This is a genomic window from Chishuiella changwenlii (assembly GCF_900142565.1).
Taxonomy (GTDB): Bacteria; Bacteroidota; Bacteroidia; order Flavobacteriales; family Weeksellaceae; genus Empedobacter; species Empedobacter changwenlii.
On record NZ_FRBH01000008.1, the window covers coordinates 201,344 to 218,207 of the forward strand.

Annotated in this window: 15 protein-coding genes; 2 read left to right on the top strand and 13 right to left on the bottom strand. The window is 31.5% G+C overall.

Translation table 11 applies throughout. The annotated features are described in order from the left end of the window. Positions 1 to 8: 8 nt before the first annotated feature. The 9 genes from rfbC to BUA86_RS11590 all read right to left on the bottom strand — a co-directional run bounded on the left by rfbC (position 9) and on the right by BUA86_RS11590 (position 7,802). On the bottom strand, positions 9 to 554 hold the full coding sequence (rfbC, locus tag BUA86_RS11550; protein WP_072932805.1) for a dTDP-4-dehydrorhamnose 3,5-epimerase: 546 nt from the start codon (positions 552 to 554) through the stop codon (positions 9 to 11). Continuing rightward, on the bottom strand, positions 554 to 1,852 hold the full coding sequence (locus BUA86_RS11555; protein ID WP_072932806.1) for a nucleotide sugar dehydrogenase: 1,299 nt from the start codon (positions 1,850 to 1,852) through the stop codon (positions 554 to 556). The genes rfbC and BUA86_RS11555 overlap by 1 nt, the downstream gene beginning before the upstream one ends. A gap of 96 nt (positions 1,853 to 1,948) precedes the next feature. Next, positions 1,949 to 2,368, bottom strand: coding sequence for an adenylyltransferase/cytidyltransferase family protein (locus tag BUA86_RS11560; RefSeq protein WP_072932808.1), 420 nt, complete (start codon positions 2,366 to 2,368; stop codon positions 1,949 to 1,951). Positions 2,369 to 2,467: 99 nt separating this feature from the next. Next, positions 2,468 to 3,460, bottom strand: coding sequence for a mannose-1-phosphate guanylyltransferase (locus BUA86_RS11565; protein WP_072932809.1), 993 nt, complete (start codon positions 3,458 to 3,460; stop codon positions 2,468 to 2,470). A gap of 143 nt (positions 3,461 to 3,603) precedes the next feature. After that, positions 3,604 to 5,046, bottom strand: coding sequence for a pyruvate kinase (gene pyk, locus BUA86_RS11570; protein ID WP_072932811.1), 1,443 nt, complete (start codon positions 5,044 to 5,046; stop codon positions 3,604 to 3,606). A 33-nt stretch (positions 5,047 to 5,079) separates the two neighbouring features. Beyond that, positions 5,080 to 5,538, bottom strand: coding sequence for an IPExxxVDY family protein (locus BUA86_RS11575; RefSeq protein WP_072932813.1), 459 nt, complete (start codon positions 5,536 to 5,538; stop codon positions 5,080 to 5,082). Between the two features lie 3 nt (positions 5,539 to 5,541). Continuing rightward, on the bottom strand, positions 5,542 to 6,216 hold the full coding sequence (rnc, locus tag BUA86_RS11580) for a ribonuclease III (RefSeq protein WP_229731946.1): 675 nt from the start codon (positions 6,214 to 6,216) through the stop codon (positions 5,542 to 5,544). Between the two features lie 80 nt (positions 6,217 to 6,296). Then, entirely contained in the window at positions 6,297 to 7,550 is a 1,254-nt protein-coding gene (gene fabF, locus BUA86_RS11585; protein ID WP_072932816.1) for a beta-ketoacyl-ACP synthase II, read from the bottom strand. Positions 7,551 to 7,565: 15 nt separating this feature from the next. After that, entirely contained in the window at positions 7,566 to 7,802 is a 237-nt protein-coding gene (locus tag BUA86_RS11590; RefSeq protein ID WP_072932818.1) for an acyl carrier protein, read from the bottom strand. A gap of 229 nt (positions 7,803 to 8,031) precedes the next feature. Here BUA86_RS11590 and pckA point away from each other — a divergent pair, with 229 nt between their 5' ends. Continuing rightward, positions 8,032 to 9,603: a phosphoenolpyruvate carboxykinase (ATP) gene (gene pckA / locus BUA86_RS11595; protein WP_072932820.1), complete on the top strand. Its 1,572-nt coding sequence runs from the start codon at positions 8,032 to 8,034 to the stop codon at positions 9,601 to 9,603. 230 nt (positions 9,604 to 9,833) lie between these two features. Here pckA and BUA86_RS11600 read toward each other — a convergent pair whose 3' ends face one another. The 4 genes from BUA86_RS11600 to BUA86_RS11615 form a co-directional block, all read right to left on the bottom strand. Then, positions 9,834 to 12,173: a transglycosylase domain-containing protein gene (locus BUA86_RS11600; protein ID WP_072932822.1), complete on the bottom strand. Its 2,340-nt coding sequence runs from the start codon at positions 12,171 to 12,173 to the stop codon at positions 9,834 to 9,836. Positions 12,174 to 12,179: 6 nt separating this feature from the next. Then, the gene (locus BUA86_RS11605; RefSeq protein WP_229731945.1) at positions 12,180 to 12,623 is read right to left on the bottom strand and encodes a gliding motility lipoprotein GldH; all 444 of its coding nucleotides are present in this window, start codon (positions 12,621 to 12,623) and stop codon (positions 12,180 to 12,182) included. Between the two features lies 1 nt (position 12,624). Beyond that, positions 12,625 to 14,250: a PSP1 domain-containing protein gene (locus BUA86_RS11610; protein WP_072932826.1), complete on the bottom strand. Its 1,626-nt coding sequence runs from the start codon at positions 14,248 to 14,250 to the stop codon at positions 12,625 to 12,627. An 85-nt stretch (positions 14,251 to 14,335) separates the two neighbouring features. Then, positions 14,336 to 15,205: an MBL fold metallo-hydrolase gene (locus BUA86_RS11615; RefSeq protein ID WP_072932828.1), complete on the bottom strand. Its 870-nt coding sequence runs from the start codon at positions 15,203 to 15,205 to the stop codon at positions 14,336 to 14,338. 117 nt (positions 15,206 to 15,322) lie between these two features. On the opposite strand from BUA86_RS11615, the gene gltX reads away from it, so the two are divergent. Further along, entirely contained in the window at positions 15,323 to 16,831 is a 1,509-nt protein-coding gene (gene gltX / locus BUA86_RS11620) for a glutamate--tRNA ligase (RefSeq protein ID WP_072932830.1), read from the top strand. Positions 16,832 to 16,864 lie beyond the last annotated feature (33 nt).

Below are 16,864 nucleotides of genomic sequence, written 5' to 3' on the forward strand. Positions count from 1 at the left end.
GTTGTTATTTATTTTCTAAATTCTTCAAAAGATTGTGCCTCTTGATCTTTTTCAGAAATAATCATTTTATCTACTGGAATTCCCCAATCTATATTAATTTGCGCATCTAATGGATTAACTCCATTTTCTGACTCTTTATTGTAACCATTATCGCATTTATAAAAGAAAGTCGCTTTCTCTGTAATTACAGAAAAACCATGTAAAAATCCTCTTGGAATAAACAATTGTTTTTTGTTTTCTGCTGATAATTCTACTGCAACAGATTGTCCAAAAGTTTCTGAATCTGGACGTGCATCAACAGCTACATCAATAACAGCACCTTCTACAACACGTACTAATTTTGCTTGTGAATGGTCCCCTGCTTGCATATGTAAACCTCTAATTACTCCATAAGAAGAATTAGATTGATTATCTTGTACAAAGGTTGGTTTGTATCCTAAAATTTCTTCTAACTTATTTTCATTATAAGATTCGAAAAAATATCCTCTTGAATCTTCGAAAACCGTTGGTTCTAGGATAAAACATCCTTTTAATTTTGTTTCTGTTGCTTTCATTATAATCTTTTATCAACTTGTTCTTTCGGTAAAACTCCTTTTACATCATAGATTACTCCATTATCATTAAGAAGTTTTGATAAATCTAAATTTAAAAATTCTTTATGACCAACTGTTAATACAATTGCATCAAAATTTGATAATTGAGAGATATCTGAAAAACAAGAAATATTATACTCTTCTTTTACTTCATCTAAGTTTGCCCAAGGGTCATACGTTATAACTTCTATCCCGTAATCTTCTAAAGATGTAACGACATCAATCGCTTTAGAGTTTCTAATATCAGGACAATTTTCTTTAAACGTAATTCCTAAATTAAGAATTCTCGCTCCTTTTATTTTCACATCATTTTGTATTAATAATTTAACAACTTGTGATGCGACAAATGATCCCATCGAATCATTTAAACGTCTTGCTGCTAGTATTAACTCTGAATAATAGCCTATTTCTTGTGCTTTTTGTGCTAAATAAAATGGATCAACACCAATACAGTGTCCTCCAACTAATCCTGGTTGAAATTTTAAGAAATTCCATTTTGTTCCAGCTGCTTCTAAAACATCATTCGTATCTATATCCATTAAAGAGAAAATCTTCGATAACTCATTAATGAAAGCAATATTAATATCTCGTTGAGAATTCTCTATTACTTTTGATGCCTCTGCTACTTTAATAGTGGGAGCTAGATGTGTTCCAGCCGTAATTACTGATTGATATAATTCGTCAACAACTTTTCCTATTTCGGGAGTTGAACCAGAAGTTACTTTCAGAATTTTTTCTACTGTATGTTGTTTATCTCCTGGATTAATTCTTTCAGGGGAATAACCTGCGAAAAAATCTTTATTAAAAACTAATCCCGAAATTCCTTCTAAAACAGGAATACATTCTTCTTCTGTTACACCAGGATAAACTGTAGATTCATAAATAACAATATCATTCTTAGACAATACTTTTCCTACTGTTTCTGATGATTTTAATAATGGTGAAAGATCTGGACGATTATTTTTATCTACAGGAGTAGGAACTGTTACGATATAGATTGTAGCATCTTCAATATCATCTAGTTTTGTTGAACAGTATAAACCATTTTTATTTTGTTTAAATGGATTATCATTCATTAAAACATCTTGTAAGACTTCATTATCAACTTCTAAAGTTGAATCAATTCCTACATTTAATTCATCAATGCGCTTTTGATTAATATCAAATCCAACAACTTGATATTTTGTTGCAAATAATCTCGCTAAAGGTAAACCTACGTACCCTAAACCAATAATTGCAATTTTATATTGTTGACTCATTTATTTTAGTATATTTCGTGCGTTTATTTATAAAAAACGATACATCATTTCTTATATTATTTAAAACAACACATTACTTTTGTATTTTATGATAACTTACTTTTCGTTTTCTGAAGTTGCAACAACTTTTCTTAGTCCAGAACTAGAAAAACGATGTGTACGTTTATTGTAATACAATTGTATGTTATTATCTATACAATACTGTTTACCATTGAAGTTTTTATCTCGATATTCTTCCCCAATAATTCTAATATTTACTGGCAAAGCACTCAACATATCAAATAAATCTTGAGAAGTTTCGTAGGGAATAATTTCATCAACATAACGACAACCCTCTAATTGAACATAACGCTCAACAATTGATTGTGTTGGATGATTTTTTGATGGATCTATTTGTGTAGGATCTGTATTTAGACCTACAATTAAATAATCACATTGTCTTTTTGCTTCTTCAAGCATCATAATATGCCCTGCATGAAGTAAGTCAAATATTCCAAAAGTTATCCCTATAGTCATTTAAAATAGTATTGTTGTTTAGCAAAATTAGTTAATATAATTCAATTTTATCTAAATTAAAACATAAAAAAAGCTCTCAAAATAGAGAGCTTTTTCAAATTATATTAATTCTGAATTTCTTTTTTCTAAATGCGTGTAAACATTTTTTACCTCTTGAGAATATTCTTTTTGTAAAATAAGATTCGCTGTCGGTGTATTAACAAAAATACAATTTTGTAAACCTACAAATGATGTGTAAATATCTGTTCCAATCACCATATTCCCACTTCTATCTACATAATGACCATTCATTACAAAGTAATCATATAAAGACTCAAAAGACCCTAAATCATTCCAAATAAAACTAGCTGGAACAACTTTTATTTTTTTACTTCGCTCCATTACAGCATAATCTATACTATTTGATGGAATATCCATTGAAAGTTTCTCATCCAAAACTCCATCTTCATTATTCTTCCAAGCTATTACTGATTTTTCGTAAATCTCTTTTTCAAATTTTTTCAACTCTTTAAGTAATACTCTTGCTTTAAAACAAAACATTCCACTATTCCATAAAAAATTTCCTTGTTCGATAAAATCTTGAGCAGTAATATGATTTGGTTTTTCACGAAAAGAAATTACATTTTCTTTGCTATGTTCAATGTATCCATAACCAGTCTCTGGTCGCGTTGGTTGAACTCCAAACGTTACAATGAAATCATTCTGTGCTAACTCAATTGCTTTTTGCATTGCCTCTTTGTAAGCTTCCATATCCTCAATCAAATGATCAGAAGGCGTTACAATCAAAATATCATCTTCGTCAACTGCAAGCGCAGCAAAAGCTATTGCTGCTGCTGTATTACGAGGCACAGCCTCAACAACTTTGGAATAATCGATATCAAATTTATCTAAAATCTCTTGACTTAAATGGTCATTGTCCTTATTTCCAATCACCATTAATTTATCTGCTACAAAACGATTTCTTTCTATTGTTAATTCAAACAATGACTTACCGTTAAATAAAGGTAAATATTGTTTAGGATGTGTTTTTCTAGAAAGAGGCCAAAGACGACTTCCTACACCTCCCGACAATATAACATTGTGTATGTACATAATTATTCTTATTCAAGCTAGCTAAGATATAAAATTTATTTTAGATTGTACTTTTCATTTCATAGCTTAGTAAGCAATACTTAACTAAAAAGTCCTATCAAAAAATTGATAGGACTTCTATATTTATCTTTATAAAGATTTTATTAGATCATTGAGAAACGAACTGTATTCGTAATACCTTTTTCAAACGCTGGCATTGCATTTAAATTGATAATGAAATCTCCATAATCTACAAAACCTGCATTTTTAGCTAAAATATTAACCTCTGTAATAGTCTGATCTGTAGACGTATCACGTGGGTCATAATTAATTGCTTTAACTCCCCATAATAAATTCAACATACGGTTAATTCTTTTACTTGGGTTAAAAACCAAGATAAATGAATTTGGACGGTGTGAAGAAATTTGGAATGCTGTGTAACCAGAATATGTTAATGTAGCAATCGCTTTAGATCCTGTATCTTGAGCCATTTTTGCAGCACTATAACAAACCATATCTGTAACAAAACGTTCATTTTGAACTTTTGGTTTATGTTCTGGTACATTAATATGATCATCATCTTCAACAGTTTGAAGAATTTTTGTCATTTTCTCAATTACTTGTACTGGGTATTGTCCAACTGAAGTTTCTCCAGATAACATTACCGCATCAGCTCCATCAAAAACAGCATTTGCAACGTCAGAAACTTCTGCACGTGTAGGTGTTAAACTAGAAATCATTGTTTCCATCATTTGTGTTGCAACGATAACCGGTTTTCTAGCTAATTTAGATTTATCAATTAATTGTTTTTGAGCTTTTGGTACAATTTCAAAAGGAACCTCAACTCCTAAATCACCTCTAGCTACCATTAAACCATCAGAAAATTCTAAAATATCATCAATATTTTCTAATGCTTCTGGTTTTTCAATTTTAGAGATAATTGGAATTTTAATAGATCCATTTTCTTTTATAAAATCTGCTAAATCTTTAACATCTTGTCCAGAACGAACAAATGATAATGCAAACCAATCTACTCTTTGATCAATTGCAAATTTTGCATCTTCTTTATCTTTCTCTGTTAACGCAGGTAAAGAAATGTTTGTATTTGGTAAATTAACTCCTTTTTTAGAACGTAATGGACCTCCTTGTATAGTTTCTGCTTTTACAGTATCAGTTCCATTTGTTTCGATAACTTTCAAAATTAATTTTCCATCATCAATTAAAATGTTTTCACCAACTTGTACATCTTGAGCAAATCTTTGGTAAGTCATAAAAACTTTTTCATTAGTTCCTACCACTTCCTCATTTGTAAATGTTAAGATATCCCCGTTGTTGATAACAAAGTCTTCATGTTCCATTTTACCAATACGTAATTTTGGACCTTGTAAATCGGCTAAAATTGCTGTATTGTATCCATGCTCTTCATTTAATTGATGAATTGTATCTATTTTACGTTTCACATCTTCATAATCTGCGTGTGAAAAATTGATACGGAACACATCTGTTCCTTTTTGCATCATCTCTAATAAAATTTCAGGACGTTCTGTAGCTGGACCTAATGTTGCTACAATTTTTGTCTTTTTTAGAAATTGTTTATCGTAAACCATAATTTTTTCCCTTTTTTTATGCACAATATTTTGTTAGAAAACCAATCTATCAGCAGTGCTAATTAAATCGATTTCTGTTTTTTTGATCACTTTTATAAAATCCTTTTCTGTAAATGGAAGTGAAAGATTTTGTAAATCATCTTCCCAACCAGATATTTTTACAATATAATTACAGTCCTTATAATTTGGGACAAGAATAATACTCTCTTTGAAAAGATTTGTTAAATCTACTTCATTTTTTTGAGAATTTGACTGATTTGGAATATTTTTAATGATATGATAATCTATTTTATTGGCTTCATCTAACCATTCATATGTCTCGAAATAATATGTATGATCGTCTAGCCAAATATCCAAATCCTTGATACGTTGAAAATGCGTATCAAAAGTTGAGTTAAGATGGAATATAAATTGTGTAGAAGTACTGTAAATAGAATTTACCCCTATTAGATGAAAATCTATCCAATCATCATACAAGAGTAAATCTGCCATTTTTTATACTTTTTCTATTTTCTTTTGTAGGGAATAATATGCTCTTTTTGCTGCACTTTCTTCCGCTTTTTTCTTGGAAGTTCCTCTTCCTTTTGAAATAACTTTGTCATTTAGACGAACTACAGAAACAAAAATTTGCAAATCTTCTGCGTTTTGCTCATCAAAAGTATTGAATCTTATCGTATTTCTTGTTTTTTGACTCCATTCCAAAATCAATGATTTATGACTTGTAATAGTATGTTCTAAACGATCTAAATCCGCGTAAGGGTCAATAATTTTAACTTGAATAAATTCTTGTACTGCGTTTATACCTCCATCAACATAAATTGCTCCAACCAAAGCTTCCAGAATATCACCATTTACATCTTCTCCAAGATTATGGTGATTATTTAGTGGTTCTAAATGATCTAAAAGTCCTAACTGTTTAGAAACAGCATTTAATTGTCTACGTGAAACAATTTTTGAGCGCATTTTAGTTAAATATCCCTCTTGTTGACCTGGTGCTTTATAATATAAGTGCATTGCTGCAGAAGCACCAAGTAATGCATCTCCTAAAAACTCTAATCTTTCAAAATTAATACTATTTCCGTTTTCGTCTTTTTTTTGAGCCGATCTATGAGTAAATGCTTCTTTAAATACCTCAATATTTTGAGGATTGTAACCCAAGATTGATTTCAAAAATTTCAAAAATGAATCAGATGAATTCTTATTATCATCACGACTATTTAGAAAAGAATATATTTTTTTTAAGAAAGACATTACTTATACTTCTTAAATATCACGCAAGCGTTGTGTCCACCGAAACCAAAAGTATTACTTAATGCATATTCTACATTTTTCTCTTTTGCTTTGTTAAATGTATAATCAATTTTTGGATCTAGATTTTCATCATCCGTAAAGTGATTAATTGTTGGTGGTACAATGCTGTTATTAATTGCTCCAATAGTCGAAATCGCCTCAATAATTCCAGCTCCACCTAATAAGTGTCCTGTCATTGATTTAGTTGAATTGATTTGAATATTATAAGCGTGTTCTCCAAATAATTTTTGAATTGCTTTAGATTCTGCAATATCTCCTAATGGAGTAGAAGTACCGTGCATATTAATATGATCGATGTCTTCTGCATTGATATTTGCATCTAATAAAGCTTCTCTCATCACATTTAATGCTCCTAATCCTTCTGGATGTGGTGCAGTAATATGATGTGCATCTGCTGTCATCCCTGTCCCTACTAATTCACCGTAAATTGTAGCTCCTCTTGCAATTGCATGCTCGTATTCTTCTAAAATAATACATCCTGCACCTTCTCCCATAACAAAACCGTCTCGGTCGTTGTCAAATGGACGTGAAGCTGTTTGTGGATCATCATTTCTAGTAGATAACGCATGTAAAGCATTAAAACCTCCAATACTAGAACCAGTTACTGCTGCTTCTGAACCTCCAGTTACTATTGCTTCTGCTTTTCCAAGTCTTAATAACATGTAAGCATCTATAATAGCATTTGTTGATGAAGCACAAGCTGAAACAGTTGTATAATTAGGTCCCATAAGACCAAATTCCATTGATATATGACCAGGTGTGATATCTGCAATCATCTTAGGAATAAAGAACGGATTGAAACGTGGTGTTCCATTTCCTGTTGCGTAATTAGAAACTTCTTCTTCAAAAGTTTTAATTCCACCAATTCCTGACCCCCATATAACACCGATACGCTCTTTGTTTACATTAGTAGCATCTAAAATCCCACTGTGTTTGATTGCTTCTCTTGCAGCAACTATTCCTAGTTGAGCACAACGATCAATTTTACGTGCTTCCTTACGGTCAAAGTGATCTTCGATATTGAAGTTCTTAACCTCACAGGCAAATTGTGTCTTAAACAGAGATGCATCAAAAAGCGTAATAGGCGCAGCGCCACTTACACCATTCACTAATCCATCCCAAAATTCTTGGTATGTATTCCCGATTGGTGTTAGCGCGCCTAAACCTGTTACTACTACTCGTTTTAATTCCATAAATAGAAGGAACTATTACTTGTTTAAGTCTTCGATGTATTTTACAGCTTGACCTACAGTAGAAATTTTCTCAGCTTGATCGTCTGGAATTTGGATATCAAATTCTTTTTCGAATTCCATGATTAATTCTACAGTGTCTAATGAATCAGCACCTAAATCGTTTGTGAAGCTTGCTTCTAAAGTTACTTCTGTCTCGTCAACTCCTAACTTATCTACGATAATTGCTTTCACTCTTGATGTAATGTCAGACATAATTTTCTAATTTTAATTGTTGTAAACTAGTGCAAAAATATAAAACTTATATTAAATACAAGCTTTTTTTTATATGCACGCATAAGAACTAGCTAAAATAATTTAAATTAACATGAACGAAATCGTTGTAGTTGATGATATAAGTCAAAGTTTTTGAGTAACTTTTTGTTGTACTTTTGCATAAAGTTTTTAACTTTATTATTTAAAAAATCACTATAAAAATCTAATAATGAGTATTGAATTGGCATCTTACGGAATAAAAAATTCCAAAATCAACTATCAATTATCTTCTAAAGAGCTTACGGAAAAGATGATTGAAACTGGACAAGGAGAAGTTAGTTCTTCTGGAGCAGTTAATTTTTTGACAGGTGAATTTACTGGTCGTTCTCCGAAAGACCGTTTTATCGTTAAGGATGATATAACATCTGACAACGTTTGGTGGGACGGAAATATTAATATTCCATTTGACTCTGATAAATTTGATGCCTTATACGATAAAGTTGTAGAGCATTTAAGTAATCGTGAAGTCTATGTAAGAGATGCATTCGCATGTGCTGATGATGCTTATAAAGTAAAAATTAGAGCTATTACAGAAACTCCTGGAGCAAACCTATTTATTTATAATATGTTTATTCGCCCAACTGAAGAAGAGTTAAAAAACTTTGGTGATGCTGAATGGACAATTATTAATGCACCTACATTCCTTGCTGAAGCAAATACTGATGGAACAAGACAACACAATTTTTCTATTTTAAATTTTAAACGCAAAATTGTTTTAAATGGAGGAACGGGTTATACAGGTGAAATGAAAAAGGGAATTTTCTCTGCTTTAAATTTCATTATGCCGGTATTTAAAAATACATTACCTATGCATTGTTCTGCTAACTCTGGTAAAGATGGAGATACAGCAATGTTCTTTGGTTTATCTGGAACAGGTAAAACAACTTTATCTGCAGATAAAAATAGACAATTAATTGGTGATGATGAACATGGTTGGACTGAAGATAATACAGTATTCAATTTTGAAGGTGGATGTTATGCGAAAGTAATTAATTTATCTGCAGAAGGTGAACCTGAAATCTTTGGAGCAATTAAAGACGGTGCTTTACTAGAAAACTGTAAATTAGTTAAAGAAACAAACGATGTAGATTATACAGATGGTTCTATTACAGAAAATACGCGTGTTTCTTATCCTATTGATTATATTGAAAATATCGCTACACCATCATTAGGAAAAAATCCTAAAAATATTTTCTTCTTATCATTTGATGCTTATGGTGTTTTTCCTCCAATTGCTAAATTAAATCCAGACCAGGCAGCTTATTTATTTATTTCTGGTTATACTTCTAAAGTTGCTGGAACAGAAGCTGGTGTCACAGAACCACAAACTACATTCTCTTCTTGTTTTGGAGCTCCATTTATGCCTTTACATCCAACAAAATATGCTGAGATGTTAAGTAATAAAGTAGAAGCTACTGGTATCAACGTATGGTTAATTAATACGGGATGGAATGGTCAGAAAAAACGTATGTCTTTAAAAGATACTCGTGCAGTAATTAATGCAGCATTAAATGGAGATTTAGACAACATAGAATATAGACAAGATCAATATTTTGGTTTTGAGGTTCCTGTTTCTATCAATGGTGTTGAAGCTGATAAATTAAATCCAGCTACATCTTTTGAATCGCAAGAAGCATATGAAGCAAATGCTCAAATATTAGCTGACAAGTTTAAAGAAAATTTCAAGAAATTTGAAGAATTTGCTACGGCAGATTTATTAGCTGGTGGTCCTAGAATCTAAAGCTAAATCAATTATTAAATAGTTTTTCCCTTTAAGAGATTTTATAATCTTTTAAAGGGATTTTTTATATAATAAATGTAATCTTGTTTTAAAGTATATTATTTTTTACTCACTTCAATAATTTTATCACTCATAAACATCTATTACTTTTTATTTACAAACTAAAATAATTTCTGCATAAAAAAAGCCCGATTATTATCGGACTTTTAAATATAAACTTGTATTATTTTCTAGTTTTCTGGCTCTTCTGTAGGAGGTTCATAATTTTCTCCTATACTTTCGCTACCACTACCTTCTACAATTGGTCCTGGATCATAAATTTGATCTTGTTGATGGAATCCATATGTATTTGTACAATCCCAACGTTTTTCAATATCTTTTGGCTTGTCGAATTTATCACTCGCAGTAACACCAAATTTACCTCCTTCCTTATAAACACCTTGCATGTAATAAGCCCAAATTGGTAAAGCAGTGTTTGCTCCTTGTCCAGTGGCAGTACTTATAAAGTGAGCAAAACGGTCTTCGGCTCCAACCCAAACTCCTGTTACTAAGTTTGGTGTTAATCCCATAAACCAACCATCAGAGTTTTCATTCGTTGTACCTGTTTTACCAGCAATCTCTGCTGTTAAACCATAGCGATTTCTTAAACGTGCTCCAGAACCTCTGTCAACAACACCTTTCATTAAATCAACCATTGTATAAGCTACATGCTCATTAACAACTTCACGTGTTTTTGGCGTATAATCTTTAATAACTTTTCCTTGTTTATCTTCTATTCTAAGAATTAACTGAGGCTTAATGTAAATTCCTCCATTTGCAAAAGCGCTCATTGCTCCTACCATTTCATACAATGATAAATCTGCAGAACCTAAAGCAATTGTTGGATCATTTACAATAGGAGATTCAACTCCTAAGTCTCTTGTCATTTGTATAACCGGTTCAGTACCTGTTTGCATAATTAATCTAGCAGCAACAATATTTGTTGAGTATGCCAAGGCTGTTCTTAAATCTTGAGAACCTCCATAACGACCATTTGCATTACGAGGAGACCAATTTCCTGGAATACGTTCGTTAGATACAGTATGACATGGTGTTAAACCTAACTGATTAATCGCAGTTGCATAAACAAAAGGCTTAAATGTAGAACCTACTTGACGACGCGCTTGTTTTACGTGGTCAAACTTGAAATAATTCCAATCAATTCCACCAACCCATGCTTTTATAGTTCCGTCTTTAGGATCCATTGACATTAATCCAGCCTGTAAAATATGCTTATGGTATTCGATAGAATCCATTAATGTTTTTCCTTTCTTATACTGAATTCCATTCCATGTAAAAAATTGTACAGAATCTCTAGGTGTTGTGAATACAGTTTCTATTTCAGCATCCGATTTCCCTTCTTCTTTCATTTTCTTGTACAAATCTGTACGTTGCATAGCTTGTTTAAAGATACCTTGTCTTTTCGCTACAGAAACATTATAGAAAGGTGCTAAACTACGACCTCTTTGTTCTCCAAAGAATTGATCTTGTAAAACTTTTAAATGTCTTTTTACAGCTTCTTCAGCTAAAGATTGTAATCTAGAATCTAATGTTACATAGATTTTCAATCCATCTTTTTCAAGATTATATGATTTTCCAGTTTCTTTTTCATATTCAACCATCCACTCTTTGATTTCTTTTCTCAAAGCAGATTTAAAATAAGCAGAGTGTGCATCGCCACGCTCCATAATATCTTGTTTATCTGTTACCAAAGGAGCAGCTTTTGCAGCCTCAGCTTCAGCTTTAGAGATTTTGTTGTATTTCATCATCTGATCCAATACAAGATCTCTTTTCTGTTTAGATACTGCAGGATATTTTACAGGATTATATGCAACTGGATTTTGGAACATTGAAACTAATGTCGCAGACTCATCCAAATTTAACTCTTGTGTCGTTTTATTAAAATAAACTTTAGACGCAGATTCAATTCCTTTAGCTCCATAAATAAAATCGAACTTATTAAAATACATTGCAATGATTTCTTCTTTTGTATACAATTTTTCTAATTGCACAGAAGTAACCCATTCTTTGATTTTTTGTAAAGCTCTTTTTACTTTATTAGAAGACGGATCTTTTGTATAAAGTTGTTTTGCTAACTGTTGAGTAATAGTAGAACCTCCTCCCGATTCTCCAGCAGATGATATAGCACGGAATGCCGCTTTGATATCAACCCCAGAATGATCAAAGAATCGCACATCTTCTTTTGCCAACAACGCATCAACCAAATGTGGTGGTAAATCTTTATAATCTACTGGTGTTCTTCGTTCTGCTTCAAAACGATCTAACAAAACGCCATCAGAAGAAATAATTTCTGATGCAACATAAATATCTGGATTCTCTAAATCTCTTACATTTGGTATTTCACCTAACCAGCCGTTAGATGCTCCCCAAAAAATAGCAAAGATTCCTAATATTCCAGCAAAAAATAATACCCAAATTGTGATAATTATTCTTTTAACGATTGAAAAGCTTAAAAACTTCTTTTTTGCTTTTGAAGTTGTGCTTTTTTTAGGATTTTTTTTATTTTCCATTCTGTTTTATTCAGCTTTATCTACAATCAAACTAATATCTTCAATTCCTTTTAAATTGTTTGTTCGCATTCCTTGCCAAACTTTTAATTGGTATTTACCAGAATCTTTGATTGGTAATTTTTCTCGATAAACCAACATCATTTCTTTTGTTGTCATTCCTTTTCCTATCCAACTTCCATCAGGATTTGCGATATAATACTGTAATGTATCAATCATTTCATTTCCTTTTGGATCAATAAATTTCGTGAACAAGTATAAATTACTAAACTCGTACGATGTGTTATTTCTCAATACAAATCCAATGTTTACAGCACTTGGAATAGAATCTTTTACATCAAACGTAAAAGTTTGAGGTTGATTCTTTTTCCATTCATTTTTAACATTCTTTGTATCTTGATAATAATGTTTTGCTTCGCAACTAAACAGTAAAACAATTACAATAAAAAGCAAGCTAATCTTGCGTATTATCTGGTTTTGGTCCACGATTAAATCTTTTTTTATTTGGATTTTTCGATTTATTTGGATTCGGTTGAGAAGAATTATTTTTATTCTCTCCCGAATTATTTGTCTTTGCTTCAGCATTTACATTATTCTGCTGATTTGGTTTTTGGTTGGGTTGACTATTTTTATTATTCTGATTCGGATTATTTTGATTCGGATTATTCGGTTTTCGCTTTTGTTGTGGGCGATTACGAGGTTTTCCTTGTTTATTTTCCTGACCTTGAGATTGCTCTTGATTAGGAACTTTTTGAGAATCCTTTACCTGATCTTGTTGTTTATTTTGATTCGGGTTATTCGGTTTTCTATTTGGTTTATTTTGATTATTCTTTTTATTCTGATTTGGATTATTAGGCTTTACTTCAGATTTATTTTGAATATTTTTATCATCAACTTGCGGTTTATTTTTCGCTTGTTGAGGACGAGTATTATTCGCATTTGCTTTGTCTGAATTTGGCTTTTTAATCTTTTTACGTTTACGATTTTGCTTTTCTTTACGCTCAAATCGTTCTAAAGAATCTTCTCCAATTACATCTGAAAAATCTGGTTTTGCTTCTTCTACATTTTTAGCTAAATCTTCTAAAGGCTCAGTTTTTTTACCTTTCGCACTCATTGCTAAAAATTCTTGAATATCATCCACAGAAAATTTATACCAAACAATTCCTCCTTTTTCGTACGCAAACCACATTTCTCTTTTAAAAACGTCTACTTTAACACAGTGAGTCCAACCTTTTTCTGTTTCAAAGCGACTTTCCATAGAAGGAAATGCATTTAATGCATCTAAATATGAGTCTAACTCAAAATTTAAACAACATTTCAATTTACCACATTGTCCTGCTAATTTTTGCGAATTAATAGACAATTGTTGATAACGAGCTGCTGCTGTACTTACAGAGCGAAAGTCTGTTAACCATGTAGAACAACATAATTCTCGTCCACATGACCCTATTCCTCCAACTTTTGCAGCTTCTTGACGGTATCCGATTTGCTTCATCTCAATTCTTACGCCAAACTTTCCTGCGTAATCCTTAATTAACTGACGAAAATCTACACGTCCTTCTGCTGTATAATAAAACGTTACTTTGGCTCCATCTCCCTGATATTCTACATCAGAAATTTTCATCTCTAAATTAAGGTTTTTTGCCATAATTCGAGAATCAACCATTGTTTGTTTTTCTCTATCTCGAAACTCTTGCCAAGTTTCTATATCTTTTTGGTTTGCTTTACGATAAACCTTTTTTACATCTTCCGCTGTCCACGAAAGATTCTTCTTTTTCATTTGGATCCTAACAAGCTCACCCGTAAGTGTAACAACCCCAATATCATGACCGGGGCTTCCTTCAACAGCGATTACATCGCCAATATTTAGAGATATGTTGTTTTCGTTTTTATAATAAAACTTTCGATCATTTTTGAATCGCACTTCTACAAAATTGAACTTCTCTTGTCCATTTGGAAGTTGCATATTCGATAACCAATCGAAAACTGATAATTTTCCACAACCATCAGTGCCACAAGCACCATTATTGTTACATCCTTTCGGAAGGCCATTAGAAGTTCCACAAGATCCACATCCCATGCTTCTATATTTTTATTAATGACAACACAAAGGTATGAAAATATTCTTCTGTATTTGTGAAATCATTTTTATTACTAATTTCTAATTACATAGAATCAAAAACTTCTGAAAATGAATACGTTTCATCTACTCTAACACCTTTTTCTGTTTGCTTTAAAGTCGCTAATTCGTTCACATGATCATGCTCAAAAAATAAAATGTAATCATTTTCAATTGCATTATTCAAAAAAGTAGCTTTTTCATCTATTGTTATTAAAGGTCTTGTATCAAACCCTACTACATATATCAAAGGAATATTTCCTACAGTAGGTATTAAATCAGCTATATAAACAATTTTCTTTCCTTTATAATGGATAATTGGTAACATTTGTTTATCTGTATGTCCATCTACAAATAGGATATCAAAACCAAGAGGAGAATTTTCTAATAAATTTCCATCCTTAGGCACATGAATAAAATTTAATTGTCCACTTTCTTGCAATGGTAAAATATTTTCTTTTAAAAATGAAGCTTTTTCTCTTGGATTTGGGTTAATTGACCAATCCCAATGATCTGCATTCGACCAAAATTTTGCATTTTTAAAAGCAGCTTCTAAATAATCTTTCTCTTTATTGTACTGAATTGCGCCTCCGCAATGATCAAAATGTAAATGTGTTAAAAATACATCTGTGATATCATCTCTATGAAACCCGTGTTTAGCTAATGAATTGTCTAATGAAAAATCTCCCCATAAATAATAAAATCCGAAAAATTTAGCATCTTGTTTCGTTCCAATTCCAGTATCAATCAAAATTAATTTATCACCATCTTCTATTAGTAAACAACGCATCGATAAATCAATTAAATTTCTTTCATCTGCAGGGTTCGTTTTATTCCAAATTGATTTCGGTACAATTCCAAACATTGCGCCTCCATCTAATTTAAAATTCCCTGTTTCTATTTTATATAATTTCATTGTATCATGATTAAATTTTATTCTTCCTTACTTACGAAGATAAAAAAATAGAAGATTATCTGAAATAAATAGTTAATATAGAACGGAAGAACTTAAATTTGCATAAATTTTAATACAATGGCAAAAGAAGTTCGTGTAAGATTTGCGCCTAGTCCAACTGGTGCATTACACATTGGAGGAGTTCGTACAGCGTTATACAATTATCTTTTCGCAAAACACCACAACGGAAAGTTTTTATTAAGAATAGAAGATACAGACCAAACACGTTATGTGGAAGGAGCTGAACAATATATTATTGATTCGTTGAAATGGTTAGGATTAACTCCAGACGAAGGAGTTGGGTTTGGAGGAGATTTAGGATCTTATCGCCAATCTGAAAGAAAAGAAATATACAAACAGTATGTAGACGAATTGCTAGCTAAAGGAAAAGCATATTATGCATTTGATACTGCTGAAGAATTAGATGAAGCTCGTGCAAAAGCAGAAGAAAATAAAGAAACTTTTATCTATAATTGGTCGACAAGAGGAAAATTAAAAAATTCTCTATCGTTTTCTGAAACAGAAACAAAAGAATTATTAGCAAATAATACACCTTATGTTATTCGTTTTAAGATTGATGATTCTCGTACTGTTTTATTAGATGATATGATTCGTGGAAAAATTTCAATTGATGCATCTACTTTAGATGATAAAGTGTTATTTAAATCGGACGGAATGCCAACTTATCATTTAGCAAATATTGTAGATGATCATTTAATGGGAATTTCGCACGTTATTCGTGGAGAAGAATGGTTACCATCTATGGCTTTACACGAGTTATTATATGATGCATTTGGTTGGGAAGCTCCTCGATTTGCTCATTTACCTTTAATCTTAAAACCAGAAGGTAAAGGAAAATTAAGTAAACGTGATGGTGACAAACATGGTTTCCCTGTTTTTCCTATGGAATGGAAAACAGAAGAAGGAACTGCAAAAGGATATAAACAAGAAGGTTATTTCCCAGATGCTGTTTTAAATATGTTAGCATTATTAGGATGGAATCCTGGTACAGATCAAGAGATTTTTACATTAGATGAATTAGTACAAGCTTTTAGCTTAGAAAAAGTTTCTAAATCTGGTGCTCGTTTCTCTCCTGAGAAAGCAACTTGGTTTAATCACCAATATTTACAACAAAAATCAACTGAAGAATTACTTCCAGCTTTTGAAGAAGTTTTAAAAGAAAAAGGAATTAATGCTTCTTCTGATTTAAATATAAAAGTGATTGAATTATTAAAAGAGCGTGCAAATTTTGTACAAGATATTTTTACTCAAGGTGAATTCTTTTATATAGCTCCATCTTCTTACGATGAAAAAGCAGCTAAAAAAGCTTGGAAAGATGATTCTAAAGAAATATTGAACAAATTTATTGAAGTTTTAAATACATCAGATTTTAATGCTGAAACATTACATGATGTAATGGCTAATTTTGTAACAACTCAAGAAATTGGTTTCGGAAAAATTGGAATGCCTTTACGTCTTAGTTTAGTTGGTGCATTACAAGGTCCTGATGTTCCTGTTATTATGGCAACTTTAGGAAAAGAAGAAACAATAGCGCGTATCAATAAAATTATTGAAGTTTTAGGATAGATTTTCTATCTACAATAAAATAAAAAAACTCCT